Raw genomic sequence first — 25,945 nt, 5'->3', positions numbered from 1 at the left:
CCGGCGTAACCTAGTTCGGCTGCATCGCCTGACCATTGTGATTGGTCAGCCCAAAAGGCGGTGCCCAGCCGGCCAGCAGGCTCAAGCCGATAAAGGCACTCAGCCCCATCCAAAATACGCCGGGCAGCATTACCAGCGCGGCCTTGGGCGACACTTTGGCTACGCGCAGGATTGCCGAAAGTGCGGTTACCAACAGCGCCATCGCGACTAGGCTCAACATCAGGGAATCCAGCGGGGTCACCAGAAATGGCAGGGTAATGCTGCCAGCCATCAGGCCAACCAGCCACCATCCCGCATGCCGGCCATCGCTACCGCGATCAGCCACCATCCAGCGGGCCACGCCAAACAGCGGCAGGCTGGCGATATGAACAGCTGCACCGAACCAGCCAGGCAGACCGAATGGCGCAAAAAACAGCGGCACAATACTATTGAGCTCGGCCAGACCATTGGCGATCACGAAAAGCGAAAGTGGCAGCGCGCCGCTTAGCACCAGCCCAAGCATATCGCGTCTGTCCGCATCGAGCGTAGACTGTATCGGGCGTGAAACTGTGTCTGTGTTCGCCATGCGCGGGGTCCGCCATTGCTATTGCTTGACAGGAACAATCCCCGGCACGCCAAATGGTTTCCCTTTACGTCAATGCGCACGCCAAGGTGAACACACTCACAAACGGTCCGCGGTGCCTCTGGCTGGCTGGGCGAATGCGCCGCGTTGCGCTAGAACCGGCCAAACCGAAGGATCCGCCATGACCGATATCGCCGATCGCCTGGAAGCGCTGGAAACCCGCGTGGCCTTTCAGGACCACACAATTGACGAGCTTAACGCCACTATCACCGCACAGTGGCGGCAGATCGATATGCTCACGCGCAAGCTGGGCACCATTGTAGAGCAGGTCCGCTCGGGCGTCCATATTGCCGACCCCTCCAGCGAGCCGCCACCACCCCATTATTGAAGCCACCCGGCTTTTGCGCGCCAGCAATTGATCTGGCGCAAGGCTGAGCAAGCCCTGCTGTGCTTGATGGTGCCCGTCACCAGTCAGCCGTCAGGAAACCAGCCATGGGCGAGAAGAGCTACCCCGATATCACCAAGGAAATTTCCGCTGGCGCCAAGATCCTGCGCAAGGACATCCCTGATGTGATGGCTGGTTTTTCGGCCATGGCCGCAGCTGCCAGCCGCGATGGCGCACTCGACAAAAAGACCAAGGAGCTCATGGCGCTGGCCATTGCGGTCGCCATCCACTGCGATGGCTGTATCGGGTTTCACACTGAAGCCTTGATCAAGCTGGGTGTCACTCGGGCCGAGTTTCAGGAGACCCTGGGCATGGCAATCTATATGGGCGGCGGGCCATCGTTGATGTACTCCGCCAATGCCGTAGCCGCCTGGGATCAACTTGGTGGCCCCCAAAGCTAGCCGCGTCCGCACCTCGGCAGACCCGGCGACTATGCCGGCTTCTGGCGCCCTTCACGTACCCAGACGGAGCGCTACTCGGAGTAGGCGAATGTGGTCGGGCACATTGTGCCAGATCAATTCGCGACGCCCGGCTTCATCCGCATTTGCCCTGGCCACATCAGCCGCCGCCGCGTTTGCTGCACTTGGCGCGTAGCTGTCATGCCAGGACCAATACTGCGTATGGGTGAACACCCGCCCCAGAAAACCCGGCAGGCCGGGCCGCTTGATTGAAACCCCATGCTCATGGATGCCAGGGCCGAACTCTCCCGACAGCCGGCCAGAGATCAGGTCGCCGAGCAGCGGGTTGGTCGATTCATCGTAGATATTGGTCCATTTTACTGCCGCAAACTGGGCCGCGAAGTGCGGAAACTGCGGCTCTTCTGACTTGTCCTGTCTCAGCGCCAGACCAGTGCGCGAGAACAGCATGGTGTCCTTCAGGAACGAATCCGGGTGTGGCGGCGCGGTCGCGAACCACCGCTCCTTGGCCGCCTCTTCGACCTGCTCGCGGCTGTCGAGCAGCAGGAACTCCGCATGTGTCAGCGGACACCCCAGCGTGATGAAGTCGCTGATCCGCCAGCCCGGGCGCTGCTTCGCCAACACCTCAGACAGCGCAGTCTGCGCGGTCGCAAACCCCGTCATGTCGAACGGCGCACCCTCTGGATCCGCCCAGGCGGATTTCACATAGGCATCGCAGGCTTTGAGGGCGTCCTGCACGCCCGGTGCATCAGGCTCCCAGTCCTGATGGTGGGTGGGGCCGTGCTTCTGCCAGAACAATTGCAGGATATCGTATGCGATGATGGTACCCAGGCTGTGTCCAACCAGCACGATACGGTCATAAGCCGGGCGATTATTGCCGTCGCCCTGGGTGAAGTTCTCCAGCGTCGTGCCATCCAGCCGCCGCTTGTGCAGTGCTTCAAGCAAAGCCAGGCCGCGCTCGCGCACCAGTCTGCGACGCTCGACCGTGCTGGGCGTGGCCCTAACATAGCGCACCACGTCGCCGGCAAAGGGCGTGACCACGCTATGCAAGGCCCACCCGGAAAACGCCGCAAGCGCCGCCGCCCAGAACGGCAGCGACCCCAGCAATATCGGTGGTACGGCCGCCAGCGCGAAACCGGCGACGATGATCAGAACCGGCCCGAGCAGTGCGACGCGTTTCATCTCGAAACCGACGCGCATGCTCGAAACCAGCAACCACAGCACCCCACCGGCCACCAGTAGTCCCGCCACCCAGTCGCGGAAAAACGCCAGTCGCGACACCAGCGCCGGATCTGCTGGTGGGCCTTCGGTCAACTGCGTGATCCCGGCGCCAGCAGAGATCAGCGCGGCCCCCGCACACAGGATGAAGATGCCTGCCAGGATCGCCCAGGCCCGTTTGACCTTTGTCGACACCGGCAAACGCCAGGGGGAGCGCAGCACCAGCATTCGGATCCAGCCGATCACCATGTCGACAGGCGTGCCGTCCATGATGTCCGCCCAGTACAATTCGAAGAAATCAGTGCGTTTGGCTGGTCCGTCCTTGAGCGTGGTGATCCGGCGCAATTCGGCCGACCCCGTCACATCATCGGGCACCACAGATATGCTGAGCAGCCCATCAGGGCCAGCGGCCATGCTCGCAACCGTGGGGTCACGGCGATAGACCGTTTCAACGAACTCTCTGAGCGTCTCAAGCGGGCGCTGTTCGCCTATGCCGTGAATGAACACGACAGCCGTCTTGGGCATGGGCCCTTCCGACACGGTTTGTCGCGCTGGTGCCCGCGCTTGTGCAGTTCGTCTCTTGCCTGTTGTCATGCCACCCTCCCCGGCCCCGGAAGAATAGTCGAGACTGCAAAGTAAAAGGGCCGCCCTGAGGCGACCCTATATTATTCATCGACTGACAACAATCCAGTCAGTGTCCAAGCGCCTTGACGATTTCCTCGGTCATCTTCTTGGCATCACCAAACAGCATCATCGTATTGTCGCGGTAGAACAGTTCGTTCTGCACGCCCGCATACCCGGCAGCCATGCCGCGCTTGATGAACAGCACTGTGCCCGCATCCTCAACATTGAGCACCGGCATGCCATAGATCGGCGATGTCTTGTCGGTCTTGGCCGATGGATTGGTCACGTCATTGGCGCCGATCACGAAGGCCACATCGGACTGCGCGAACTCGGAGTTGATGTCTTCAAGCTCGAACACTTCGTCATAGGGCACATTGGCTTCAGCCAGCAGCACGTTCATGTGCCCGGGCATGCGCCCCGCCACGGGATGAATGGCGTATTTGACCGTCACGCCCTCGGCCTTGAGCATATCGGCCATTTCGCGCAGCGCGTGCTGTGCCTGCGCCACCGCCATGCCATAGCCCGGCACGATGATGACCTTGCCTGCGTTTTTCATCAGGAAGGCCGCGTCTTCAGCGGCACCCTGCTTGACCGGACGATCATCTTCTTCGGCAGCGCCGCCAGCGGCGCTATCGCCACCAAAGCCACCAAGGATAACGGAGATGAAGCTGCGGTTCATGGCCTTGCACATGATGTAGCTCAGGATCGCGCCCGAGGAACCCACCAATGCGCCAGTGATGATCAGCGCAGTATTGCCCAGCGTAAAGCCGATGCCGGCAGCTGCCCAACCCGAATAGGAATTGAGCATCGACACCACAACGGGCATGTCCGCGCCGCCGATCGGAATGATCATCAACCCACCCAGCACCAGGGCCAGAATGGTGATCAGCCAGAACAACCATGGCGAAGCCGAAGTAGCGAAGGCCCAGACCAGCAGCAGAAGCACCACTGCCATCACGATATGCAGCGCATGGCGCATGGGCAGGATGATCGGCTTGCCGCTCATATTGCCGTTCAGCTTGGCAAAAGCGATCACCGAGCCGGTAAAGGTGAAGGCGCCGATAGCAACGCCGATACTCATTTCGATCAGCGCCTGCATGTGGATATGGCCCACAGCGCCGGTCACCGGATCAATCTCGGCAATGTGGAAGGCTTCAGGCGCGTAGAGCGCCGCAGCCGCCACGAACACAGCTGCCAGACCGACCAGCGAGTGGAAGGCCGCAACCAGTTGCGGCATGTCGGTCATTTTGACGGTACGCGCCATATAGGCGCCAATGCCGCCGCCCAGACCGATACCACCCAGGATCAACACCCAGCTGATCAGATCGCTTGGCGCCGCAACGGCCAGCGTGGTGAGGATAGCAATACCCATGCCCACCATGCCGAACATATTGCCCTGACGCGACGAGCTTGGGCTCGATAGCCCGCGCAGCGCCATGATGAACAGCACGCCGGAAACGAGATAGAGAAGGGCTGCAATATCTGCAGAGATCATTGGCTCAACCCTTCTTCTTGTACATGGCCAGCATGCGCTGGGTGACGAGGAACCCGCCAAAGATATTCACGCTGGCAAACACCAGGGCAACGAAGCCGAACAGCTTGGAAAGCCAGCTGGAATCGGTCGCCAGATGCACGCCAACGGCAAGCAGGGCACCCACCACGATCACCGAGGAGATCGCGTTGGTCACGCTCATCAGCGGGGTATGCAGTGCCGGTGTGACGGACCACACCACGAAATAGCCGACAAAGATCGCCAGCACGAAGATCGCCAGCCGGAAAGTGAACGGGTCGATGGCTTCCATTACTGGTCTCCCTTGGGTGTATCAGGCTTGGTTTCGGCAGGCGTATTGGCTGGTGCCTTGGCAGCGGCCGACTTGGCGGCTGGTTTCTTGGCCGCCGGTTTCTTGGCAGCTGGCTTTTTCGCCGCTGCCGTCTTGGCAGCTGCGGTCTTGGCTGCCGCGTCAGCGTCTGCTGCTGCCTTGCTGCGCACAGGCCGGGCCCGCACGGGCTTGGGCGCTGCTGCAGCGTCGATCAGGGCCTCAGCCTTGCGCTTGGCCGCAATTTTTCTGGCGGTTGGCGGCTTGGTTGTCGCGGTCTTGGCGGCAGCTGGTTTGGCCGCGGTCGACTTACTCGCAGCAGGCTTGGCTGTTGCTGGCTTGGCACCGGCAGCTTTGGACGCGGGCTTCTTGGCTGCAGCCGGCTTGGCATCGGCCTTGGCAGGCGTTGCCGGTTTGACGTCACCACCGGTAAAGCTTGGATGCACCACCGCACCATCGCGCGTCAGCACGGTCGCCTTGACCAGTTCATCATCCCAGTTGATGGCGAGCCTCTTTTCCTTTGCGTCGATCAGCGTCGTCAGGAAGGCCAGCAGATTGCGGGCATAAAGCTGGCTGGCGGTGGTCGGGATGCGACCCTGCACATTGGTGTAACCAATAATCGTCACGCCATTATGCTCGATAACCTGGCCTGGCACCGTCAATTCGACATTGCCGCCGCGTTCGGCCGCCAGATCGACGATCACCGAACCCGGTGCCATCGATTCCACCATTGCCTTGGTGATCAGCCGCGGCGCTGGGCGCCCCGGGATCAGCGCGGTGGTGATCACGATATCCTGCTTGGCGATGTGCGCCGCTGTCAGATCGGCCTGCTTGGCCTGATATTCGGCACTCATCTGCTTGGCGTAACCGCCAGCAGTTTCAGCCTGCTTGAACTCTTCGTCCTCAACGGCAACGAACTTGCCGCCCAGGCTCTCTACCTGTTCCTTGGCAGCGGGGCGCACATCGGTGGCCGAAACCACAGCACCCAGACGCTTGGCCGTAGCAATCGCCTGCAGCCCTGCCACACCCGCACCCATCACGAAGGCCTTGGCCGGACGCACCGTGCCGGCCGCCGTCATCATCATCGGGAATGCGCGGTCGAACGCCGCTGCAGCTTCAATGACGCCCTGATAGCCGGCCAGATTGGCCTGACTGGAAAGGATGTCCATCACCTGTGCGCGCGTGATGCGCGGCATGAATTCCATCGACACTGCGGTCACACCGGCCTTGGCCAGCGCCGCAACGTCCTTGTCATTGCCATAGGGGTCCAGCGCGCCGATCACCAGCGCACCCTTGCTGACACCGGCCAGCGAGGCCGCGCTTGGGCGGCGCACGGTCAGCACCACATCAGCACTTTTCAGGGCAGCCGCAGCATTGGCCGCAATAGCCGCACCCGCCGCTTCATAGTCCTTGTCCAGAATGCGCGAGCCGAGCCCGGCGCCTTTCTCGACCTGAACGCTGGCACCCAGCGCGATGAGCTTGCCGACCGTCTCGGGGGTAGCCGCAACGCGGTTCTCTCCCTCGACACGCTCGCGGACGATGGCAATTTTCATAAAAGTCTCCTGCCCGCCTGTCCGGCGGACAGGCTCGAATAAAGTGCCTGTACCCGCGCTGAAATCAGGGCTGGATCAGGAAGTAAAGAATGACCATGGATGCCGCCAGGCCAATCACGGCCCACTTCGTGCCGGTAATGAAGCCATTATAGGTGGCCTCGTGCTGGGCATAGTCCATCGGCGATTCAACCTGCACATCGGAATGGTGTTCGGGGCGGTGCTTGGTGGCCATTTCGTCCTCGTAAGTCCAGTAGTCTATAAGTCTAAGTGCCCGATTGCAGGCACGCAAATTGGCACTCAGGGCGCCGTTGCTTCCAGCTCGTCGATCAGCCCCTCGATCATCGAGAGACCCAGCGACCAGAATTGGGGATCCTTGGCATCCAGTCCGAACGGCGCAAGCAGTTCGGAGTGATGCTTGCTTCCCCCGGCCTTAAGCAGCTCGAAATAGCGCTCGGCGAAGCCTTCACTGGACTTCTCATACTGCGCGTAGAGCGAGTTCACAAGGCAGTCACCAAAGGCATAGGCGTAGACATAGAATGGGGAGTGGATGAAGTGCGGAATATAGGCCCAGAAGACATCATAGCCTTCATTGGCAATCACCGCGTCGCCCAGTGATTCCTGCTGCACATCGAGCCAGATCTGATTGATCTCTTCGGTCTTGAGCTCACCCTGGCGCCGCGCGGTGTGAACGCGCCGCTCGAAGGTGTAGAATGCGATCTGTCGTACCACAGTATTGAGCATGTCTTCGACCTTGCTCGAGAGCAGGGCGAAGCGCTGTTTTGGATCGGTCGTCTTGGCCAGCAGCGAGCGGAAGGTCAGCATCTCGCCAAACACCGACGCGGTCTCGGCCAGGGTCAACGGTGTATTGGCCAGAATGGGGCCCTGCGCTGCAGCCAGCCGCTGATGCACGCCATGACCCAGCTCGTGCGCCAGCGTCATGATATCGCGCGAACGCCCCATATAGTTCAGCATCAGATAGGGATGCGCACTGGGCACGGTCGGATGCGCGAACGCCCCGGACAGCTTGCCATCGCCACTGGGCGCATCGATCCAGCCCGAATTGAAGAACGGCTCGGCATATTCCGCCAGCTGAGGCGAGAACTGGCCATAGGCCTCCATCACCGTCGACACCGCACTATCCCAGTCCCACACCCGCTCATCGCTTGTAGGCAATGGCGCATTGCGATCCCAGGCGTTCAGCTTGTCCTTGCCGAACCATTTGGCCTTCATCTTGTAATAGCGATGGCTCAGGCGGGGATAGGCATCCTCGACCGCCTTTTGCAGCGCATCGACCACTTCGCGCTCCACCGAATTGGCCATATGCCGGCTATCGGCAATGTCCTGGTAGCCGCGCCAGCGATCAGAAATTTCTTTGTCCTTGGCCAGCACATTGGTGATGTGGGTGAACAGCCGCGCATTTTGCGCCAGCGTCTTGCCCAGCGCCTTGAACGCGGCTTCGCGCTTGGTTTCATCCTTGTCCGAAAGCAGGTGCAGCGCCGCTTCCATGCTCAGCGTTTCGCCGGTCACCTCGAATTCGAGGCTGCTCAGCGTCTCGTCGAACAGCCGGTTCCACGCCGAAAACGACGTGGTCGACTTGTCGTGGAACAGCTCTTCTAGCTTATCATCGAGCTGATAGGGCTTGGCCTTGCGCAGTTCGTCGAACCAGGTCCGGTAGCGCGCCAGCTCGCTGTCGCCCGCCATCGCTGCCTCAAGATCGGCATCGGCAATCCGGTTCAGTTCGAGTTCGAAGAACAGCACCTTGGTGGCCAGATTGGTGATCGCCTCATTGGTGTCACCCATGAACTTGGCCCGGTCGGGGTCAGTCGACTTCTGCGCATATTGCAGAAAGGCAAACGAGCCGAGCCGGCCGGTCAGATCGCCCAGCGCTTCGCTGTCCTTGATCGCCTTGAGCAGTTGACCCGATTTGGTCAGCGCGACCAGCTTGCCCTTGTAGGCAGCCTCAAAGGCCACTGCGTCCGCCTTGGCCTTTTCCAGATCGCCCTTGAAGGCGGCGCTGTCGCCGCCGGGATAAAGGTCCGTCAGATCCCAGACCGGCAAGGTGCCGAACTCGTTGTGGCTCTTTTGAGCGGGCGTGGTCATGCGGTCTCTCCGGCTGGTCAATGGCGCGCGGACCTTAGCCAGACGGGGGCCTTATGGAAAGAGTGACACTTCAGCCGCCCCGCCAAATACCGGGCTAAACCGGTGCCAATGCCAACAATGTGGCTCAAGCAAAATCACTATGATTAATCCCCTCTTAAGGCCCTCGGCTCATCTTGTTCCCAAAACGGCACACGATTCGATGCCGTAGCAAAAAGGCCGGAGTTTGAATGACGCGCATTCTGGTAGTCGATGATGATCCGGTTCAGCTGCGCCTGACTGCCGAAGTCGCCAACAAGGCCGGCTTCAAGCCGCTTACGGCAACTGGCGGCGAACAGGCCCTGACCATTCTGCGCGAAGATCGCAACATCGGCGCGATGATCCTTGATCTGGTCATGCCTGATCTTGACGGCATGGGCGTGATGGACGCCATGCGCCGCGAAGGCCTGACCACCCCCGTCATCATCCAGACCGGCAATGCCTCGCTCGAAACCGTCATTTCTGCCATGCGCAACGGCGCCGCAGATTATTTCGTCAAGCCGGTCGCGCCCGAGCGCCTCGTCATCTCGCTGCGCAACGCCATGAAGCTGGATGCACTCGAGGCCACCATTCGGGCCGAGCGCGCCCGCAAGTCGGGCAATTTCAGCGCCACCGACATGATTGCCGAGGCGCCCTCCATGGCCCGCGTCATCAGCCTGTGCGCCAAGGCCGCCAAGTCCACCATTCCAGTGCTGATCGAAGGCGAGACCGGGGTCGGCAAGGAGCTTATCGCGCGCATCATTCAGGGTTCAGGCGATCGGGCCGGCAAGCCCTTCGTCACCGTCAATTGCGGCGCCATCCCGCCCAATCTGGTGGAATCCGTCCTATTCGGCCACAAAAAGGGTGCCTTTACCGGTGCCATTGCCGACCAGCCCGGCAAGTTCTCCGAAGCCCATAACGGCACGCTGTTCCTCGACGAAGTGGGCGAACTACCCCTCGAAACCCAGGTCAAGCTGCTGCGCGCCCTGCAGGAAGGCGAGATCGAGCCCGTCGGCGCCACCCGCACCGAGCGCGTCAATGTCCGCGTCATTTCGGCGACCAATCGCCGCCTGCTCAATCTGGCAAAATCCGGTGAGTTCCGCGAAGATCTCTATTACCGCCTGAACGTCTTCCCCATTTATACCCCGCCCCTGCGCGAACGGATGGAAGACATGCCCGCAATGGTCTCGATGTTCATCGCCCGCTTCGCGGCCGAGGCTGGCAAGCGCATTCTGGGCATTTCGCCCGCCGCCCTTGAACTGCTGCGCAATTATGACTGGCCTGGCAATGTCCGCCAGCTTGAAAATGCCGTCTATCGCGCCGTAATCCTCAGCGATGGCGCCTTCCTCGAAAGCGTGGACTTCCCGCAGATCATCGCTCAGGCCAGCGGGCGTGAACTGGCCATCAAGGCCATCGAAGCCGCCCCCGTCGCCGCCGCGCCAACCCATATCGACACCGCCACCGCCCGCCAACGCGTCGACTTCACCCCGCCCGCCGCACCCGACCGCTTCCTTGACCCGACCGGCGAAATCGCCGCCCTGGCCGAGATCGAACGTGCTGCCATCGTCTTTGCCATCGCCCATCATGGCGGCCGCATGTCACGCGTCGCCCGCGCCCTCAAGATTGGCCGCTCCACCCTCTATCGCAAACTGCATGAATACGGTCTGGCCGAAGAACTCCTCAGCGACGCGGCCTGAACAGCGCCCGATCGGCTCGTCTACGAAGACGATCCGCGACCTGTCTCGCCACTTCTAGCCAGAATATCATCGACGACGCGCGCCAGTGGCGCCGTCGCATCGATTGCAGTGCCACGCTCGGGGATATTCTCTTTGGTGGCGTGCAATCGCATGACAAGCGCACGCTCGGCAGGCAGGCCGCCAAACTCATCCTCCGGCCGCCCGACTAGCCGCCGGGTCAACGTCTGGGCATCAATCTCGAGCACAAACACGGCGTCGAAAAGATCAATGAAGTGGCGCGAATTTCTGGAGGCGCCACAGAAGAAGGTTATGGCTTCGCCTTGATCAGCCACCAATGATCGGACCGTGTCGACAGGCCAGATCCAGTGTGCATTCACCCAGGCTGCACTGTCCGCCACCCCAGGCCCACGCGGGGGTTCAAGTCGCGCCCCGGTCTGCGGGTCGCCATGATAGGCCAGTACCCGGTCCCCGTGAATGACATGATAGCCGCGCCGCTGCAGTTCCTCGGCCACGCTGGTCTTGCCGCTCCCCGATACGCCCTCGATCAGATAGTTCCTAATGCCCATTGCATCCTCTTTGATGCGGCGCGCCCACTCAAAGCCCGCTACACCAGCACGAACCCCGATCTTGCGCCCAAACCAGCGCCGCCAGCGCATCCACTCATCCTCGGTGCTCCTGACCTGGGCCTGTTAGCCCACATCAGCCTCACCCCATCCCCCGCACAATCTCCAGAAATGCCGCATGCCCTAGCGCCTGACTGGCCGCAGCGCGGTATTCCTTGACCAGCCCGTCATAGGCCTGCCGCGCAAACTGACGCAGCTTGGGGTCTGCTTCCATTTCCCGCCGCGCAAGATTCTGGTCCAGCAGCCCCAACCCGTCCAGTATCGGATAATAGAGCTGGCTCTGGATATGCGGCAGACCGAATAATTGCTCGTCGAAATGCTCGTGCCGCGGCATGGCGGTCTTCCACAGTGCCAGCCGCTCCTGCGTTTCGGGGTGGATACGATTGGCCCGCACCTCGCGCCAGAACGGGGTGTCGTCGCGTTCCACCATGTAGTGCATGTTGATGAAGGTACGGAAATCATCGACCTGCCGCCCCACCCGGCCATTATAGTCGGCCCGGTCAGCATCGCTGATCTTGCTCGGGTCTTTCATATGCCGGTCGGCAAACAGCATCATCTGCACGATGGTGCCGTGGATTGAGGTGGATTCCAGTGGCTCGAGAAAGCTCGAACTCAGCCCCACCGCCAGCACATTGCCGATCCAGGCCCGGTCCAGCCGCCCGATGTCGAACCGGATATCGGCCCGCACTTCGATCTCGTGGCCAAGGGAGGCCTCGACCTCGGCCTTGGCCTGTTCGGGCGTGGCAAATTGGTCCGAATACACATAGCCGCAGCCATAGCGGGTCTGTGTCGGCGTTTGCCACATCCAGCCGCTATCCTGTGCCCAGGCCTTGGTGTAGTTGGCGATCTCCTCGCCGGGCTTGATATCGATCCAGAATGGCAGCGCGCGGTTGACCGGCAATTCATGGGCATAGGACGTCCAGGATGCCCCCATCTCCTTGACGATCAACTGCTTGCGGAAACCGGTCGCATCAATGACGAAATCTGCCGCCAGTGTCTGCCCGTTATCCAGTTCCAGCGCCGTCACGTCGCCGCTCTCGGCATCGCGCTGCACGCCCGCCACGACCGCATCGATGATCTCGACACCTTTGGACTTGCCGGCGAAAAACCGGCCCACCAGCGCCTGATCAAAATGATAGCCATAGTGAAACGGCCCCAGCGGGATCAGCGAACCGTCAGTCTTGCGGGCAAACGGTGCCTTGGTCTGTGCCAGCAGCGGCCCGAAAAGGTGCATGTCGGTCAGGCTGCGCCCCGCCGCTGTGGCATAGACATTGAGATAGTCCGATGGCGCCCCGGCGGGCGCGCGCAGCACCTGATGCGGATCATCAATGGGCCCGTCATAGCTGTGCCCCTTGCGGCGCCAGTCCTGATGGCGAATCCCCAGCTTGATGGTCGCGCCCGTCTCGCGGATAAACTCGAATTCATCAATGCCGAAATGCTTGAGCAACAGTCGGAATGCCGCTGTCGTCCCCTCGCCAACGCCAACTGTGGGGATTTTGGAGGGCTCGATCACGCTGATCTTGGCGTTCAGCCCTTTTCGACGCGCCGCATCCTGCACAATGAACGCGGCGATCCAGCCAGCCGTACCGCCCCCCACCACCACAAATTGCGCTTGCCGGTCCATGCTCGTCCTCCTGCATCGACGCTATGGCCGGCCCTGTCGCCGCGCAAGTCGGTCTTAGGAACCCGGAACTCTCCGTGTCTTTATCGGACGCCGCCGCCCCTAGTCGCGGTCGATCGCCTTGGCATACAGCCGCACCATGGAAAGTGCCTGATCAGGATACTGGTAATAAACCCGCACCCGCAGATCGCTGCGGCGACCACTGCGCACCAGCACTTCGTCAATCGCCTTGCGCGCAGCGTCTTCGGGCGAAGACGCGCTGTCCACCATCATCTCCTGGCCATCAGTTTCGCCCCCCCGGCAGTCAACAACTCTGTATTTCACCACGCTGCAACCTCTCCGCAAAACCGCGCGCTCTAGCAGCCGCGCGGCCCCGCGGCATTTAACTATGCTTGGTCAAACGCAGATTTTTGCACCGGGATCCCTGCCATCGCGCTTCTCGCCAAAGCGTTGCAGACCGACCACAAAACTGGCTCACAAGTTTGCGAGATGTTGTTCCCGTTAAGGTTTGCAGAGTATTGCTCTAGCGTGCGGTGCGGCCCGCCCAGTCCAGTGCAGGATGCGGGTGTTGCCCCGATGAATTGCCTATGCTGGAGCACCAATGAACAAGATTCTGGTCTGCCTTGTCGCCGCCCTTGCCGGTGTAGGAAGCGCTTTCCCCGCCACAGCCCAGGATGTTGCCGGCCTGGCGGCCGGAACCGTCATTATCGCGCCCCCACGCACACCGCTGGCCCAAACCATTAAGGGCGGCCTGTCAGTCGCCTATTATGGCGCCAACAAGGAAAGCAAGGCCTATAACGAGGCCCAGAAGCTCTATTTCTTCTATGGCGCGCGCCATTTCGAACCTATCTGGCTTGATGAAATGCCGGACGGTCAGGTCGCCTTTTCCCCCTCGGCACAAAAAATCATCAAGCTGTTTGAAGCCGCGGCCAGCGAAGGCCTGCGCCCCAGCGATTATCTGACCGCCGAGCTCGACGTCACCACTGTCGACAATGATCCCATCAAGATGGCGGCACTGGAAACCGCATTTTCGCGCGCCACCATGCGCTACGCGACCCATATCTATACCGGCCGTATCGTCCCCGGCTCGATCAGCTCGCAGCTCGACATCACGCCCAAAAAGCTTGATGAAGCCAGCCTGCTGGTGCAACTGGCCTCCAGCAACGATCCCGTCAAGGTGCTCTCTGCGCTTGAGCCGACCCACCCCGAATTTGTGGCGCTCAAGGCCGCGCTCGCCGATTTCGACAGGATCCAGGCCGAGCGCCCGGTGCAGATTGCCGCCGGCGCCACCCTGCGTCCGGGCATGAGCGATCCGCGCGTACCCGTGCTGCGCCAGCGCTTTGAAATCGCCGATGCCGGTGACAGCGCAACGCTTTATGACGACAGTGTCGTGGACGCCATCAAGGCATTTCAGAAGACCCGCAATCTGGCTGTCGACGGTGTCATGGGTCCGGCGACCCTAGCAGCCCTGAACGGCGGCGCGCCGCTGACCCGGGCCGACATTCTGGCCAATATGGAACGCTGGCGCTGGATGCCGCGCGACATGGGTGCGTTCCACGTGCTCGTCAACATTCCCGAATACCGCTTGTCGATCAATCGCGACAACAGGGAAGAATACACCACCCGCGTTGTCGTCGGCACTACCAAGAACCAGACCCCGGTTTTCTCGGAAAGCATTCGCCACATCGTGGTCAATCCATACTGGAACGTGCCCAGCTCGATTACCAAGGGCGAAATCGCACCGGCTGTGCTGCGCAATCCCGGCTACATCGACAGCCACAATTACGATCTTCTCTATAACGGCACCGCCATCAGCCCCTATTCGGTGGACTGGAGCCAGGTCAGCGCCGCCAACTTCCCCTTCCGCGTCCGCCAGCGTCCGGGCAGCGGCAATGCCTTGGGTCAGATCAAATTCCTGTTCCCCAACAAGCATAATGTCTACCTGCACGACACCCCTTCAAAGTCGCTGTTCTCGCGCGATTTCCGCGCCTACAGCCACGGCTGCGTCCGCGTGCAGAACCCGCTCGAGTTTGCGGGTGCCCTGATGGCCAATGAAACCAAGATCAGCCGCGCCTCGCTTGAAGGCATGTTTGGCAATTCCGAGCGGTGGGTGAACCCCGAACGGCAGATCCCGGTGCACATCGCCTATTTCACGGTACGCGTTGCCCCCGATGGTTCGCTGCAGTCCTTCGGCGACATCTATGGCCACAATGCCAAGCTGATCGCCGCCATGGGCTTGGACACACCGGCACCGGCCCCTGAAATCATTGCCGAAATTGGCGATGGCACCATCTCGCCATAACGCCCGGTTAACCCCGCGTTTACAATTTCGCCTTGGTTGCGCCCGGTTTTGATCGTAATAACGTCTGCGTGAGCAGGCTGAGAGGGCTGATCACAGCTTGTTAGCGTTAATCGTTTGCATCGGATTTTACGCTAACGTCCGAAGATAGACTGGCAATAACCGGACAGAGTACAGCGTGACGGGGACTTCCTTTTTGCAACGGCATCGTATCGGGCGGCTTTTGCTCGCCGCCATGATCAGCGTTTCCCTCATCATGCCGCAGGCCGTCGTGCCCGCGGCAGCCGCTTCCGAACGCGCCATCTATCTCTATTACACCCACACCAAAGAGACCGCGCGCATCGTCTTCAAGCGCAACGGTCAGTTTGTTCAGTCCGGTCTGAATGAACTGAACTATTTCCTGCGTGACTGGCGCCGCAACGAGCCCACCAAAATGGACCCGCGCCTGTTCGATCTGGTCTGGGAAGTCTATCAGGAAGTCGGCGGCAGCCAGCCCATCAATGTGGTCTCGGCCTATCGCTCACCTGCTACCAATGAAATGCTCCGCGCCAAATCCTCCGGTGTTGCTGAAAACAGTCAGCACACCAAGGGCAACGCCATGGATTTCTTCATTCCCGGTGTGCCGCTGTCGCGCCTGCGCGCCGCTGCCATGAAGAAGCAGGTCGGCGGCGTCGGCTATTATCCCACGTCGGGCAGTCCCTTTGTTCATCTCGACACCGGCTCAGTCCGCGCCTGGCCGCGCATGACCCGCGCTCAGCTCAAGGACATCTTCCCCGACGGCAAGACCATGCATGTGCCCACCGACGGCAAGCCGTTGTCGCAGCAGGGCTATCAGGTAGCGCTGGCCGAATGGAAAAAATGCCACGCCTATCCCTGCAATGGCAGCTCTTCAGGCACCCAGGTCGCTTCGAGCGGCAGCGGCCGCACCCTGGTCGACATGCTGTTTGGCGGCAATGACGACAAGCCGGCCAGCGCTACCAAGGCTGCACCCGTGCAGGTCGCCTCGGTCGCGCCGCAGCCCTCCACACCCAAGGCTGCCCCCATTCCAGCCATGCGCCCGGCCAGCCTCGCCCTCGCCAGCGCTGAAGCCCCAACACCGGCCCTGCCCTTCTCAACCGATGGCAGCGCCCCCCTTGATGCCGCCGAACTGACAACGCTGGTCAGTGCGCCCATGCCAATGCGCAAATCCGAAGCCCTCCAGATGGCGACGGCCAGCGCTCTGCCTGCCGGCGACGCCGTTATGGCTCTGGCCGCGTTCAGCGCCCCTGTACCGCAGCCGCGTCTGATCATGAGCGAGCCCGAACAGCCCGAGATGATGACAGCCTATCTGCCGCCGCTGCCCCAGGATCCCGATGCCCAGCGCGCGCTTGAGATGATCATTGCTCGCGAAACCGCCCCCACCGTGACGGCATCGATCCCCACCGATCGCCTGCCCGACCTGCCCGTACTCAAGGGCGTTACCGGGGCAACCGGCCTGCGCACCGCTTCGCTCGGCGGCAATGTTGTCACAGATACGCTGGGCAATCTGTTCCGCGGCACGTTCTCGGCCCCCGCGCAGGATGAACCCGTCGCTCAGGCCCTGGCCAGCCACATCGCCAAGCGCCCGACCATGGGCACTATGCGCCAGCCCGATCTGATCATCCCCGATCTCGAGCATGTCGCCGAAGTCTTCATCACCCCGACCGAAATGAGTTCGGATCATTTCGCCGAGATCTGGGACCACGATGAGGCCGATTTCAGCCCCGTCACCGAGATGGGCCGCTATGTCACGGTGATGCGCGTCGGCGATTTCCCAGAGGGTTTGTCGCACACCCGTTTTGTTGGCGCTCAGCCCGTCGCCCTCACGGTCAACTAGCCGGCCCCAATTCAGGCATCATTACAGTGCACTTGGGCGGTCGCGCAGATTGGCGCAGCCGGCTCGGCATTGTTGCAATGCGCCGCATGCGCGCCTAAACAACAGCATTACTGCCCCTTTGGCGAAGGACTGCCCGTTTTGGCCGACAAGCCCGCGACACCGCTGCTCGACACCGTCAATTCCCCGACCGATCTGCGCGCCATGCCGCGCGAGGACTTGCGGCAATTGACCGACGAGTTGCGCGCCGAGATGATCGACGCGGTCTCGGTGACCGGTGGCCACCTTGGTGCTGGTCTGGGCGTGGTTGAACTGACCGTGGCGCTGCACGCCGTGTTCGACACGCCCCATGATCGCATCATCTGGGATGTCGGCCATCAGGCCTACCCACACAAGATCCTGACCGGTCGCCGCGATCGCATTCGCACGCTGCGCCAGAAGGACGGCCTGTCCGGTTTCACCCGCCGTGCCGAAAGCGAATACGACCCGTTTGGCGCCGGCCACTCGTCCACCTCGATCTCCGCCGGCCTGGGCATGGCGGTCGCCAGCGACCTGCTCGACAAGCCGCGCAATGTGATTGCCGTTATCGGCGATGGGGCGATGTCTGCCGGCATGGCCTACGAAGCCATGAACAATGCGGGCGCCATGGATGCCCGGCTCATCGTCGTGCTCAACGACAATGACATGTCCATCGCGCCCCCGACCGGTGCCATGAGTTCTTATCTGGCGCGGCTGGTCTCAGGCCCGATGTATCGCGGCGCGCGCGAGGCAGCCAAGAATTTCGTGTCCAAGCTACCGCAGTTTCTCTACGAGCCTGCCCGCCGCACCGAGGAATTTGCCCGCTCTTTCTTTACCGGCGGCACGCTGTTTGAAGAGCTCGGCTTCTACTATGTCGGCCCCATTGATGGCCACAATCTCGATCACCTGTTGCCCATTCTCGACAATGTGCGCGACGCGGCCGAAGGCCCGATCCTTGTCCATGTCGTGACCAAAAAGGGTAAGGGCTATGGCCCCGCCGAGGATTCCGACGACAAGTACCATGGCGTTTCCAAGTTCAACGTCGTTACCGGCGCCCAGACCAAGACCCCGTCCAATGCGCCCTCCTATACCAGTGTGTTCGCCGAAACCCTGATCCAGGAAGCCAATGACGACCCGCGCATCGTGGCCGTCACCGCTGCCATGCCATCGGGCACGGGTCTGGACAAATTCGCCGAAATCCACCCCGGCCGCATCTTTGATGTCGGCATTGCCGAGCAGCACGCCGTCACCTTTGCCGCGGGCCTAGCCAGCGAAGGCATGCGCCCGTTCTGTGCCATCTATTCGACCTTTCTGCAGCGTGCCTATGACCAGGTCGTGCACGATGTCGCTATTCAGCAATTGCCGGTCCGTTTCGCCATTGATCGCGCCGGCTATGTTGGCGCCGACGGCCCCACCCATGCCGGCAATTACGACAGCGCCTATCTCGGCGCCATTCCCGGCATCGTGCAGATGGCCGCCGCCGACGAGGCCGAACTGCGCCACATGGTGACCACGGCCACCCATTACGACAACGGCCCCATCGCCTTCCGCTATCCGCGCGGTGACGGCATGGGCGTCGACCTGCCCGCTCGCGGCGAGATCCTGCCCATCGGCAAGGGCCGTATCGTGCGCCAGGGCGCCACCATTGCCATTCTCAGCTACGGCACCAGGCTGGCCGAAGTGCTCGCCGCCGCCGACAAGCTGGCCGCGCTTGGCCTCAACCCCACCATTGCCGACGCGCGCTTCATGAAGCCGCTCGACGAAGAACTGATTGCAAAGCTCGCCAGCACCCATGATGTGCTGCTGACCGCCGAAGAAGGTGGACTGGGCGGCTTTGGCAGCCATGTCGCCACTTTCCTGACGACCAATGGCTTGCTCGACGGCAAGCTGCGCTTCCGCCCGTTGATGATCCCCGATCGCTTTGTCGAACATGCCAGCCAGGCCGACATGTATGCCGATGCCGGTCTCGATCGCGCCGGCATCGTCGCCACTGCCCTGACCACGCTGGGCTACGATCAGGCTGCCATGGCAGCAGCACTCGGCAAGTCCAGCTAGCCTCTTTTAGGGCTGACTATCCCAAAGTGATTACACGGCGCTGAGAACGGGCGTGGCCTCACGCCGCCGCGCGGGGTTAGGTCGCGTTTGAAATAGATTGAGCGCGTCGCCCTAAAGGAAACCGCAAGCCTTGTGGCGCTATCTGGTGACCACTGAACTTTCCGTTAGGCCTGCCTCATGACCATTTCAGCCATTGCCTCCGGCGCCGCCGGCATGCACCGCGCCGCCGACCGCCTCGAAGCCAGCGCCAGCCGCGTGGCCCGCTTCGGCACGGGCCTGCAGGACGTCGACCTGACCACCGAAATGGTCGAGACCATAATGGCCCAGACCGACTTCAAGGCCGCTGCTACAGTCGTGCGTGCCGCTGACCGCATGACCCAGACCACCATCGACATTCTCGCCTGAACGCAAAAACGCCCGACTGCCATGGGCAACCGGGCGTTCTGAAACTTGCATGGGGCGTTGGCTCAGTCGTCTGACGGGGCCGCCACCATCCCAAGGGCACTCATATAGAGTTCGAGCAGGGCTTCCTGCTCCATGCGCTCATTGGCGTCCTGCTTGCGGATCGTCACGATCTTGCGCAGAATCTTGGTGTCAAAGCCGTTGCCCTTGGCCTCGGCGTAGATTTCCTTGATGTCGGCAGCAATGGCTGCCTTTTCCTCTTCCATGCGCTCGATGCGCTCGATGAACGCCCGGAGTTGGTCCTGGGCAACGCTGTCTTCAGCCATGGGTCATACCTCTTTGTCTCAAGCGATGCTTGAACCCCAGACTCACCCTCGGTTCAACCCCTTTGTGACCCAATCCACATCACCGCGCTTCTGCATGCCCCCAATTCCGCCAAATCAGGGCATTAGCCATTGACCAATTCCCTCCCATGGGCTCAAAGAAGGCACGTTTTCCCGATGATTTCCGGCTCGCTTTTGCAAACCATTCGTCTCGGCACGACTTTGATCAGCGCAACGCTTGCAGGCTTGGTGTTCTTTGCAACGCCGGCCAAGGCTGATCTACGCATCTGCAACGAGACTTCCAATCTCGTTTCGGTAGCCTTGGGCTACCGTGCCGAGCGTGGCTGGATGAGCGAAGGCTGGTGGCAAGCCCCTCCGGGCGATTGCCGCGTGCTGTATCAGGGTGAACTCCAGCGTCGCTTTTATTACATCTTCGCAGCAGATGATGTGGCAGGCGGCGCATGGGACGGAGCAGTATTCATGTGTACACGCGACGAGACCTTCACCATATTCGGGGTTGAGGATTGTCTTGCGCGCGGTTATGAGCGCACCGGTTTCTTCGAAATCGATACACAGAACCGTTCCGACTGGACACTGCAGCTCACCGAGAACGCCGCCGGACCCGCGATTGTCGGGCCTGATGGTGGTGAAGACCTTGAAGATCCCACTTTCCTTGTCGATCCCAACGATGTGGACGCACCGCAGGACGACATAACGACGCAAGAAACGGACACGCAATGAGACGCATGAGACGCGCAAAGATCGTCGCCACCCTCGGGCCAGCCAGCCACGAGGAAAAGATGATCGAGGAACTGGCCAAGGCCGGCGCGGACGTGTTCCGCATCAATATGAGCCACGCCAGCCACGAAGTGCTCAACACCACGGTCGAGCGCATTCGCAATGTCGAAAAGCGCCTCAACCATCCATTGGGCATTCTGGTCGACCTCCAGGGTCCCAAGCTGCGCGTCTGGAAATTTGCCGATGGCGCTGTCGAACTGGCCGCCGGGCAGAAATTCACCCTGGACAGCGATGACACGCCCGGCACCACCGAGCGCGTTTACCTGCCCCATCCTGAAATCATCGAAAGCGTCTCGGTAGGCGACCGCCTGCTGCTCGATGACGGCAAGCTGCAGCTCAAGGCCACCAAGGTGGGCAATGGCGCCATCGAGACCGAAGTGGTCTATGGCGGCAAGCTTAGCGACAAGAAGGGCGTATCGCTCCCCGATACGCTGCTGCCCACCGGCGCACTGACCGAAAAGGACCACGCCGATCTGGTCGCCGGCCTGGCTGCCGATGCCGACTGGATTGCCCTGTCCTTCGTGCAGCGCCCCGAAGACATCATCGATGTGCGCAAGATCGTTCAGGGTCGCGCAGGCGTCATGGCCAAAATCGAAAAACCGCAGGCTATCGAGCGCCTCGAAGAGATCATCAAGCTGTGCGACGCCATCATGGTGGCGCGTGGCGATCTGGGCGTCGAGCTGCCGCTTGAGCAGGTCCCCGGCCTGCAGAAGCGCATGATCCGCATGGCCCGCCGCTACGGCAAGCCAGTGGTCGTCGCCACCCAGATGCTTGAATCCATGATCACCGCGCCGGTCCCGACCCGCGCCGAGGTCTCGGACGTCTCCATCGCCGTGTTTGAAGGCGCTGACGCCATCATGCTCTCGGCCGAGTCGGCTTCTGGCCAGTATCCGGTTGAGGCCGTCGCCACCATGAACAAGGTGGCCGTGGCCGTCGAAGGCGACGCCAACTATCGCGGCATTATCCGCGCTGCCCAGACCGAACCTGAAGCCACTGCGGCCGACGCCATCTCGGCGGCGACCCGCCAGGTTGCCGAAACGCTCGATCTGGCCGCCATCGTTACCTATACCGCCTCCGGCTCGACCGGCATCCGTGCCGCCCGCGAGCGGCCCTCCAAGCCCATTATCGTGCTCTCGCCCAACCAGCGCACCATCCGCCGCATGTCGGTGGTCTGGGGCGTCCATTGCGTGCAGACCGAAGATGCAGTGAGCCTGGAAGACATGGTCGATCGCGCCTGTGTCATCGCCTATCAGGAAGGCTTTGCCCGTCCCGGTGATCGTATCGCCATCACGGCCGGCATTCCGCTGGGCACACCAGGCGCCACCAACATGCTCCGCATCGCCTTCGTCCGCCAGGACGGCGCCGGCTCCAGCTAAGCCCGCCAGGCATGACCCGATAAAAGAACCCGCGGCACGTCCGCGGGTTTTTCTTTGGCTGATCGCCTATTTCGTTTCCATTAGGGTCTTGAGCACCAGCAGGTCCGAATACAGCCACTCCTCCTCGGAGGCGAAGACCGCGTCGGACACCAATGGCTGCTGCACCGAAGTATGGGTCAACACGCATCCATTGCCATTGCGGATCAACCGCACGCTTGAGGACTGCCACACATGTGGTCCCGACTGCAGCGAGTAGTCGAGCACAAAAAACGCATTGCGTGGCGTAAAGCGGACCAGCACCAGCCCGTGCGGCCCGTCAAACGACCACACCAGTGGCCCTTCTTCGGGCTCTGCCTGTCCGGGGCCCACCAGCGTCCAACGTGCCAGATTGGCGGGCTCCACCAGAAAGTCATACACATCCTGGATCGGTCGATTGATCAGCACGGTTAGTGTTCGGGCCTTGAGCATAAATTACCTCGCGGCGAACGCGAAAAAAATGGCGCAAATAAAAAACGGCTGGATAAAACCAGACAATAGATAACGTAACGTACTGATGCACAGGTATAATTATGCCAAACGACGTAAACCTTTGCACCATCCCTCACCTGCGCATTGAGCTTTAAACGCGGGGGTTTGGGGACGGTGGGGTACGTGAATGATGGCCCGCATCGGTATTGCGCGCGGACCGCCCACAGGCAACGCGCCGGAAGGGCCCGGACCAACCCCAAACGCAACAAAGCCCGCTTTCGCGGGCTTTGTCAGTCAATCTTCAGTATCAAGCTTTAGCTTAGCCCTGACGGGCCTTGAAGCGCTTGTCTACCTTGTTGATTATATAAACCCGGCCGCGACGGCGGACGAGCTTGTTCGCGCGGTGGCGAGTCATCAGCGCCTTCAGCGAGTTGCGGATCTTCATCGGACGATTCCTTGGTCAAACAAAAGGGGCGCCATGGCGCCCGGAAACTTGGCGGCATACATAGGGAAAATGCCCCACCCTGTCAACGCGGCTTGGCCGGAGTTTTCACGCAAATGTCGTGAAAAGCTATGGCTTGCATATAATGAACCCGATTAACCGCTCATATGCAAAGCCCTGCTAAGATGCAGGCCTGCGAAGTAAGGGTTTGCGTACCATGGCCACTGAGGAAATTACCAAGCACGGTGTGTTGATCGCCGATCACTCTCCCCACATGGCATCGCTGATTGCGGTGATGTTGCGCAGCTTGGGACGCAGGGATATCCGCGAGAGCTACGACGCCAACCGCGCCATGATTGAACTGCGCCGCCGCGCGTTTGACGTGTTGATCATTGATGATGACCTCAATGGCATGGACGGCGTTGCCTTCACCAAAAAGCTGCGTGCCTGCTCCGATTGCCAGAACCGTCTGGTGCCCATCATCATGATGAGTGCAGCACCCGACGCCAAACGCATCGCCGACGCCCGCGACGCCGGCGTCACCGAATTCTTGCGCAAGCCATTTGCTGCCAACCATCTTCAGACCCGTCTGACCAGCATCGAGACCAATCCGCGCGGCTTCATTGAAGCTGAGGCCTATACCGGCCCCGACCGTCGCCGCAAGACTGTCGATATCGGAGAGAATGAACGGCGTACCGAAGCCCAGAAGCGCGAAGCCAGCTAGCCATGCGGCTGCCGTTTGATCTGGACGCCCACGTGCAACGCAGCCAGCACGGCCCCTGCTTTATCTGTGAACTTGTCGCCGGCAATCCCGACTACGGCCATCACGTGATCGACCGCGATGATGACACCATCATCTTTCTCAGCAAGTTCCCCACCCTGCCCGGCTATGCCCTTGTCTGCCCTACGCGGCACTACGAAGATCTGGCAGAGGACATAAGCCCTCAGGCCTATCTAGCACTGCAGGCCGTCGTCCACCGGCTCTCACGGGCTCTCAAGAGTGTCTATGACGCCGAACGGATCTATGTGCTCTCGCTGGGCAGCAAGCAGGGCAATAGCCATCTGCACTGGCATGTCGTGCCCCTGCCAAAGGGCGTCCCCTACGACCAGCAGCAATACCACGCCTTGATGGCCGAACACGGTGTGCTGGAATTCAGCGACGCTGAAATGGCAAAGGCCGCCGCCAATATCGCGGCGGCCTATAATGCCTTGGCCGATTAGCCGTTCAGGATAGCCTCACCGGGCACGTCGATCTCGCGCCAGCGATGGCACGCCACCAGTCGACCACCCTCTATCACCTCAAGCGGCGGGCGCTTCTCCGCGCAATAGGGTTTGGCAAAGCGACAGCGTGTGCGGAAGGTGCAGCCCGATGGCGGATTGATTGGCGAAGGAATTTCACCCTTCAGCGCATCGATATTGCGCAGTCGCGCCAGCTTCGGATCGGGGATCGGCACCGCCGTCAGCAGCGCCCGCGTATAGGGGTGCTTGGGGTCGTTGTAGATATCGTCACCGCTTGCCAGCTCGACGATGCGGCCCAGATAGAGCACCAGAATACGATCCGAGACATGTCGCACCACGCTCAGATTGTGCGAGATGAAGATCAGCGTCAGCCCGAACTCATCCTTGAGCTCGGCCAGCAGGTTCAGGATCTGCGCCTGGATCGACACGTCCAGCGCCGAGACCGGTTCGTCACACACGATCAGCTTGGGTTCGGTGATCAGCGCCCGGGCAATACCGATACGCTGCGCCTGCCCGCCCGAAAACTCGTGCGGATAGCGATTGATCATTTCGGGCAGCAGCCCGACCGATTCCATGGTCTTGAGTACACGGGCGCGACGCTCGGTCTTGCTCAGCTCGGGCCGCAGCGTGCGCAGCGGATCAGCAATGATCTCGCCCACAGTCATGCGCGGGTTGAGCGAAGCCAGCGGGTCCTGAAAGATGATCTGCAGGTCCTGCCGGCGCTTGCGCATTTCCTCGGCCGGCAGCCGGGTCAGATCCTGCCCCAGCCACAACACCTGGCCCTCATCAGGCGCCAGCAATTGCAGGATACAGCGACCCAGCGTGGATTTGCCACAGCCGCTCTCGCCCACAATGCCCAGCGTCTCGCCCTGGTGGATGGTGAAGTTGATGTCTTCGAGCGCCGTCAGCGTCAGCGGCCGGGCAAACAGCCCGCTGGCAATAGAGAAGGTTTTCTTGAGATCCTTGATCTCAAGCAGATCGACGGGGGTCTGGTCCATTACGCGACCTCTCCATAGGCCATCGGGCCTTCATAGAAACACGCCTTTTCGCGGCCGTTCTCGGTCTGGGTCAGCGGTGGCCGCTCGACCATGCAGCGATCAAAGGCAAACGCGCAGCGCGGATTGAACGAACAGCCCTTGGGCAGGTGTTCAAGGCTGGGCGGCAGGCCCTGGATCGGATCGAGCCGCTCGGCGCGCTTGGCAATATGCGGGGTCGAATGCAGCAGACCCAACGTGTAGGGGTGGCGCGGATCGTAGAACAGATCGTCGGTCACGCCCTTTTCCACGGCCCGCCCGCCATACATCACCATCATCCGGTCAGCCACGCCGGCCACCACGCCCAGATCATGGGTGATCAGTACCAGCGAGGTGCCGAAATCTTCGGTCAGCGATTTGAACAGGTCCAGCATCTGCGCCTGCACCGTCACGTCGAGCGCCGTTGTCGGCTCATCGGCGATCAGGATCTTGGGCTGGCACAACAACGCCATCGCGATCATCACGCGCTGGCGCATACCGCCCGAAAGCTCATGCGGATAGGCATTGGCGCGCTTGACGGGTTCGGGAATACCGACCCGTTCCAGCATCTCGATCGAGGTCTTGATCGCCTGCTGCTGGTTGAAACCGCGATGCTTGACCAGCACCTCGGCCAGCTGCGTCTTGACCCGCAATGTCGGGTTCAGCGAGGTCATCGGATCCTGGAAGATCATCGCGATGTCCTTGCCGCGATGGGTATCAAGCTGCTTGGGCGGCATGCCGATCAGATCGATATCACCCATCATGGCATGGCCGCCGGCCCGGCCATTCTTGGCCAGCAGACCCATGATCGCCAGGAACGCCTGGCTCTTGCCCGAACCGGACTCGCCAACCACGGCCAACGTTTCGCCCTGCGACAGGCTGAAATTCATCTCGCGAACGGCGTGCACTTCGCTGTCATGCAGCTCGAAGGTCACCGACATGTCTTCGACTTTGAGGACTTCTGTCATG

General features: G+C 61.2%; 25 protein-coding genes and 1 pseudogene. 11 read left to right on the top strand and 15 right to left on the bottom strand.

Annotated features, from left to right (window positions below; translation table 11 throughout):
- Positions 1-10: 10 nt before the first annotated feature.
- Entirely contained in the window at positions 11-565 is a 555-nt protein-coding gene (locus tag KD146_RS00690; protein WP_212656847.1) for a tryptophan-rich sensory protein, read from the bottom strand.
- Between the two features lie 178 nt (positions 566-743).
- Between KD146_RS00690 and KD146_RS00685 the strand changes: the two genes are divergently transcribed.
- Both KD146_RS00685 and KD146_RS00680 read left to right on the top strand, forming a co-directional pair.
- Positions 744-950: a SlyX family protein gene (locus KD146_RS00685; protein WP_212656846.1), complete on the top strand. Its 207-nt coding sequence runs from the start codon at positions 744-746 to the stop codon at positions 948-950.
- A 104-nt stretch (positions 951-1,054) separates the two neighbouring features.
- Positions 1,055-1,408 (top strand): carboxymuconolactone decarboxylase family protein, encoded by a 354-nt coding sequence (locus tag KD146_RS00680; RefSeq protein WP_212656845.1) that lies wholly within the window; start codon positions 1,055-1,057, stop codon positions 1,406-1,408.
- A 51-nt stretch (positions 1,409-1,459) separates the two neighbouring features.
- On the opposite strand, the gene KD146_RS00675 is transcribed toward KD146_RS00680, so the two are convergent.
- The 6 genes and pseudogenes from KD146_RS00675 to KD146_RS00650 form a co-directional block, all read right to left on the bottom strand.
- Entirely contained in the window at positions 1,460-3,166 is a 1,707-nt protein-coding gene (locus KD146_RS00675; protein WP_212656844.1) for a hypothetical protein, read from the bottom strand.
- 166 nt (positions 3,167-3,332) lie between these two features.
- A complete protein-coding gene (locus tag KD146_RS00670) occupies positions 3,333-4,760 on the bottom strand; it encodes an NAD(P)(+) transhydrogenase (Re/Si-specific) subunit beta (RefSeq protein ID WP_249327544.1) in 1,428 nt (475 codons plus the stop codon).
- Positions 4,761-4,764: 4 nt separating this feature from the next.
- Positions 4,765-5,067 (bottom strand): proton-translocating transhydrogenase family protein, encoded by a 303-nt coding sequence (locus KD146_RS00665; RefSeq protein ID WP_212656843.1) that lies wholly within the window; start codon positions 5,065-5,067, stop codon positions 4,765-4,767.
- Between the two features lie 290 nt (positions 5,068-5,357).
- Positions 5,358-6,635 (bottom strand): annotated as a pseudogene (locus tag KD146_RS00660) (Re/Si-specific NAD(P)(+) transhydrogenase subunit alpha); the annotation flags it as partial.
- Positions 6,636-6,699: 64 nt separating this feature from the next.
- Positions 6,700-6,867 carry an aa3-type cytochrome c oxidase subunit IV gene (locus KD146_RS00655; protein WP_212656841.1) on the bottom strand — a complete coding sequence of 56 codons (168 nt, stop codon included), beginning with the start codon at positions 6,865-6,867 and terminating at the stop codon, positions 6,700-6,702.
- 65 nt (positions 6,868-6,932) lie between these two features.
- Positions 6,933-8,735 carry a M3 family oligoendopeptidase gene (locus KD146_RS00650; protein WP_212656840.1) on the bottom strand — a complete coding sequence of 601 codons (1,803 nt, stop codon included), beginning with the start codon at positions 8,733-8,735 and terminating at the stop codon, positions 6,933-6,935.
- Between the two features lie 227 nt (positions 8,736-8,962).
- Here KD146_RS00650 and KD146_RS00645 point away from each other — a divergent pair, with 227 nt between their 5' ends.
- Complete coding sequence (locus KD146_RS00645; RefSeq protein WP_212656839.1) at positions 8,963-10,447, top strand: sigma-54-dependent transcriptional regulator; 1,485 nt, start codon at positions 8,963-8,965, stop codon at positions 10,445-10,447.
- Between the two features lie 20 nt (positions 10,448-10,467).
- Here the strand turns inward: KD146_RS00645 and KD146_RS00640 are convergent, their stop codons facing one another.
- From KD146_RS00640 to KD146_RS00630, 3 genes are all read right to left on the bottom strand, one after another.
- On the bottom strand, positions 10,468-11,013 hold the full coding sequence (locus KD146_RS00640; protein WP_212659045.1) for an AAA family ATPase: 546 nt from the start codon (positions 11,011-11,013) through the stop codon (positions 10,468-10,470).
- Between the two features lie 139 nt (positions 11,014-11,152).
- Positions 11,153-12,694: a tryptophan halogenase family protein gene (locus KD146_RS00635; protein WP_212656838.1), complete on the bottom strand. Its 1,542-nt coding sequence runs from the start codon at positions 12,692-12,694 to the stop codon at positions 11,153-11,155.
- A 99-nt stretch (positions 12,695-12,793) separates the two neighbouring features.
- On the bottom strand, positions 12,794-12,958 hold the full coding sequence (locus tag KD146_RS00630) for a hypothetical protein (protein WP_212656837.1): 165 nt from the start codon (positions 12,956-12,958) through the stop codon (positions 12,794-12,796).
- A gap of 334 nt (positions 12,959-13,292) precedes the next feature.
- Here KD146_RS00630 and KD146_RS00625 point away from each other — a divergent pair, with 334 nt between their 5' ends.
- From KD146_RS00625 to KD146_RS00610, 4 genes are all read left to right on the top strand, one after another.
- Positions 13,293-14,993 (top strand): L,D-transpeptidase family protein, encoded by a 1,701-nt coding sequence (locus KD146_RS00625; protein ID WP_212656836.1) that lies wholly within the window; start codon positions 13,293-13,295, stop codon positions 14,991-14,993.
- Between the two features lie 232 nt (positions 14,994-15,225).
- The gene (locus KD146_RS00620; protein ID WP_212656835.1) at positions 15,226-16,845 is read left to right on the top strand and encodes a peptidoglycan L,D-endopeptidase MepK; all 1,620 of its coding nucleotides are present in this window, start codon (positions 15,226-15,228) and stop codon (positions 16,843-16,845) included.
- A 201-nt stretch (positions 16,846-17,046) separates the two neighbouring features.
- Positions 17,047-18,915, top strand: a complete 1,869-nt coding sequence (gene dxs, locus KD146_RS00615; RefSeq protein ID WP_249327679.1) for a 1-deoxy-D-xylulose-5-phosphate synthase — start codon at positions 17,047-17,049, stop codon at positions 18,913-18,915.
- Positions 18,916-19,092: 177 nt separating this feature from the next.
- Complete coding sequence (locus tag KD146_RS00610; protein ID WP_212656833.1) at positions 19,093-19,320, top strand: flagellar basal body rod C-terminal domain-containing protein; 228 nt, start codon at positions 19,093-19,095, stop codon at positions 19,318-19,320.
- Between the two features lie 62 nt (positions 19,321-19,382).
- On the opposite strand, the gene KD146_RS00605 is transcribed toward KD146_RS00610, so the two are convergent.
- Positions 19,383-19,643: a DUF2312 domain-containing protein gene (locus tag KD146_RS00605; protein WP_212656832.1), complete on the bottom strand. Its 261-nt coding sequence runs from the start codon at positions 19,641-19,643 to the stop codon at positions 19,383-19,385.
- Between the two features lie 129 nt (positions 19,644-19,772).
- On the opposite strand from KD146_RS00605, the gene KD146_RS00600 reads away from it, so the two are divergent.
- Positions 19,773-20,381, top strand: coding sequence for a DUF1036 domain-containing protein (locus KD146_RS00600; RefSeq protein WP_249327543.1), 609 nt, complete (start codon positions 19,773-19,775; stop codon positions 20,379-20,381).
- Positions 20,378-21,814 (top strand): pyruvate kinase, encoded by a 1,437-nt coding sequence (gene pyk, locus KD146_RS00595; RefSeq protein WP_212656831.1) that lies wholly within the window; start codon positions 20,378-20,380, stop codon positions 21,812-21,814. The genes KD146_RS00600 and pyk overlap by 4 nt, the downstream gene beginning before the upstream one ends.
- A 66-nt stretch (positions 21,815-21,880) precedes the next feature.
- Here the strand turns inward: pyk and KD146_RS00590 are convergent, their stop codons facing one another.
- Positions 21,881-22,282: an SRPBCC family protein gene (locus KD146_RS00590; protein ID WP_212656830.1), complete on the bottom strand. Its 402-nt coding sequence runs from the start codon at positions 22,280-22,282 to the stop codon at positions 21,881-21,883.
- A gap of 319 nt (positions 22,283-22,601) precedes the next feature.
- Entirely contained in the window at positions 22,602-22,727 is a 126-nt protein-coding gene (gene ykgO / locus KD146_RS00585) for a type B 50S ribosomal protein L36 (protein ID WP_046105532.1), read from the bottom strand.
- A gap of 214 nt (positions 22,728-22,941) precedes the next feature.
- Here ykgO and KD146_RS00580 point away from each other — a divergent pair, with 214 nt between their 5' ends.
- Both KD146_RS00580 and KD146_RS00575 read left to right on the top strand, forming a co-directional pair.
- Complete coding sequence (locus KD146_RS00580) at positions 22,942-23,448, top strand: response regulator (RefSeq protein WP_212656829.1); 507 nt, start codon at positions 22,942-22,944, stop codon at positions 23,446-23,448.
- Between the two features lie 2 nt (positions 23,449-23,450).
- The gene (locus tag KD146_RS00575; RefSeq protein ID WP_212656828.1) at positions 23,451-23,945 is read left to right on the top strand and encodes an HIT family protein; all 495 of its coding nucleotides are present in this window, start codon (positions 23,451-23,453) and stop codon (positions 23,943-23,945) included.
- Here KD146_RS00575 and KD146_RS00570 read toward each other — a convergent pair.
- Together KD146_RS00570 and KD146_RS00565 are read right to left on the bottom strand one after the other, a co-directional pair.
- Complete coding sequence (locus KD146_RS00570; RefSeq protein WP_212656827.1) at positions 23,942-24,961, bottom strand: ABC transporter ATP-binding protein; 1,020 nt, start codon at positions 24,959-24,961, stop codon at positions 23,942-23,944. The two genes, KD146_RS00575 and KD146_RS00570, sit on opposite strands and share 4 nt — an antisense overlap.
- Positions 24,961-25,944, bottom strand: a complete 984-nt coding sequence (locus KD146_RS00565; protein WP_212656826.1) for an ABC transporter ATP-binding protein — start codon at positions 25,942-25,944, stop codon at positions 24,961-24,963. The genes KD146_RS00570 and KD146_RS00565 overlap by 1 nt, the downstream gene beginning before the upstream one ends.
- Position 25,945 lies beyond the last annotated feature (1 nt).

This window comes from Devosia litorisediminis, assembly GCF_018334155.1.
In the GTDB taxonomy this organism is placed as follows: domain Bacteria; phylum Pseudomonadota; class Alphaproteobacteria; order Rhizobiales; family Devosiaceae; genus Devosia; species Devosia litorisediminis.
This window is presented reverse-complemented; position numbering and strand designations above follow the sequence as displayed.

Bases quoted from the DNA above. Each gene is read 5' to 3' on its own strand.
- KD146_RS00690 (WP_212656847.1), bottom strand. From the start codon at position 565: ATGGCGAACACAGACACAGTTTCACGCCCGATACAGTCTACGCTCGAT.
- KD146_RS00685 (WP_212656846.1), top strand. From the start codon at position 744: ATGACCGATATCGCCGATCGCCTGGAAGCGCTGGAAACCCGCGTGGCC.
- KD146_RS00680 (WP_212656845.1), top strand. From the start codon at position 1,055: ATGGGCGAGAAGAGCTACCCCGATATCACCAAGGAAATTTCCGCTGGC.
- KD146_RS00675 (WP_212656844.1), bottom strand. From the start codon at position 3,166: ATGCCCAAGACGGCTGTCGTGTTCATTCACGGCATAGGCGAACAGCGC.
- KD146_RS00670 (WP_249327544.1), bottom strand. From the start codon at position 4,760: ATGATCTCTGCAGATATTGCAGCCCTTCTCTATCTCGTTTCCGGCGTG.
- KD146_RS00665 (WP_212656843.1), bottom strand. From the start codon at position 5,067: ATGGAAGCCATCGACCCGTTCACTTTCCGGCTGGCGATCTTCGTGCTG.
- KD146_RS00655 (WP_212656841.1), bottom strand. From the start codon at position 6,867: ATGGCCACCAAGCACCGCCCCGAACACCATTCCGATGTGCAGGTTGAA.
- KD146_RS00650 (WP_212656840.1), bottom strand. From the start codon at position 8,735: ATGACCACGCCCGCTCAAAAGAGCCACAACGAGTTCGGCACCTTGCCG.
- KD146_RS00645 (WP_212656839.1), top strand. From the start codon at position 8,963: ATGACGCGCATTCTGGTAGTCGATGATGATCCGGTTCAGCTGCGCCTG.
- KD146_RS00640 (WP_212659045.1), bottom strand. From the start codon at position 11,013: ATGGGCATTAGGAACTATCTGATCGAGGGCGTATCGGGGAGCGGCAAG.
- KD146_RS00635 (WP_212656838.1), bottom strand. From the start codon at position 12,694: ATGGACCGGCAAGCGCAATTTGTGGTGGTGGGGGGCGGTACGGCTGGC.
- KD146_RS00625 (WP_212656836.1), top strand. From the start codon at position 13,293: ATGAACAAGATTCTGGTCTGCCTTGTCGCCGCCCTTGCCGGTGTAGGA.
- KD146_RS00620 (WP_212656835.1), top strand. From the start codon at position 15,226: ATGATCAGCGTTTCCCTCATCATGCCGCAGGCCGTCGTGCCCGCGGCA.
- dxs (WP_249327679.1), top strand. From the start codon at position 17,047: ATGCCGCGCGAGGACTTGCGGCAATTGACCGACGAGTTGCGCGCCGAG.
- KD146_RS00610 (WP_212656833.1), top strand. From the start codon at position 19,093: ATGACCATTTCAGCCATTGCCTCCGGCGCCGCCGGCATGCACCGCGCC.
- KD146_RS00605 (WP_212656832.1), bottom strand. From the start codon at position 19,643: ATGGCTGAAGACAGCGTTGCCCAGGACCAACTCCGGGCGTTCATCGAG.
- pyk (WP_212656831.1), top strand. From the start codon at position 20,378: ATGAGACGCATGAGACGCGCAAAGATCGTCGCCACCCTCGGGCCAGCC.
- KD146_RS00590 (WP_212656830.1), bottom strand. From the start codon at position 22,282: ATGCTCAAGGCCCGAACACTAACCGTGCTGATCAATCGACCGATCCAG.
- ykgO (WP_046105532.1), bottom strand. From the start codon at position 22,727: ATGAAGATCCGCAACTCGCTGAAGGCGCTGATGACTCGCCACCGCGCG.
- KD146_RS00580 (WP_212656829.1), top strand. From the start codon at position 22,942: ATGGCCACTGAGGAAATTACCAAGCACGGTGTGTTGATCGCCGATCAC.
- KD146_RS00575 (WP_212656828.1), top strand. From the start codon at position 23,451: ATGCGGCTGCCGTTTGATCTGGACGCCCACGTGCAACGCAGCCAGCAC.
- KD146_RS00570 (WP_212656827.1), bottom strand. From the start codon at position 24,961: ATGGACCAGACCCCCGTCGATCTGCTTGAGATCAAGGATCTCAAGAAA.
- KD146_RS00565 (WP_212656826.1), bottom strand. From the start codon at position 25,944: ATGACAGAAGTCCTCAAAGTCGAAGACATGTCGGTGACCTTCGAGCTG.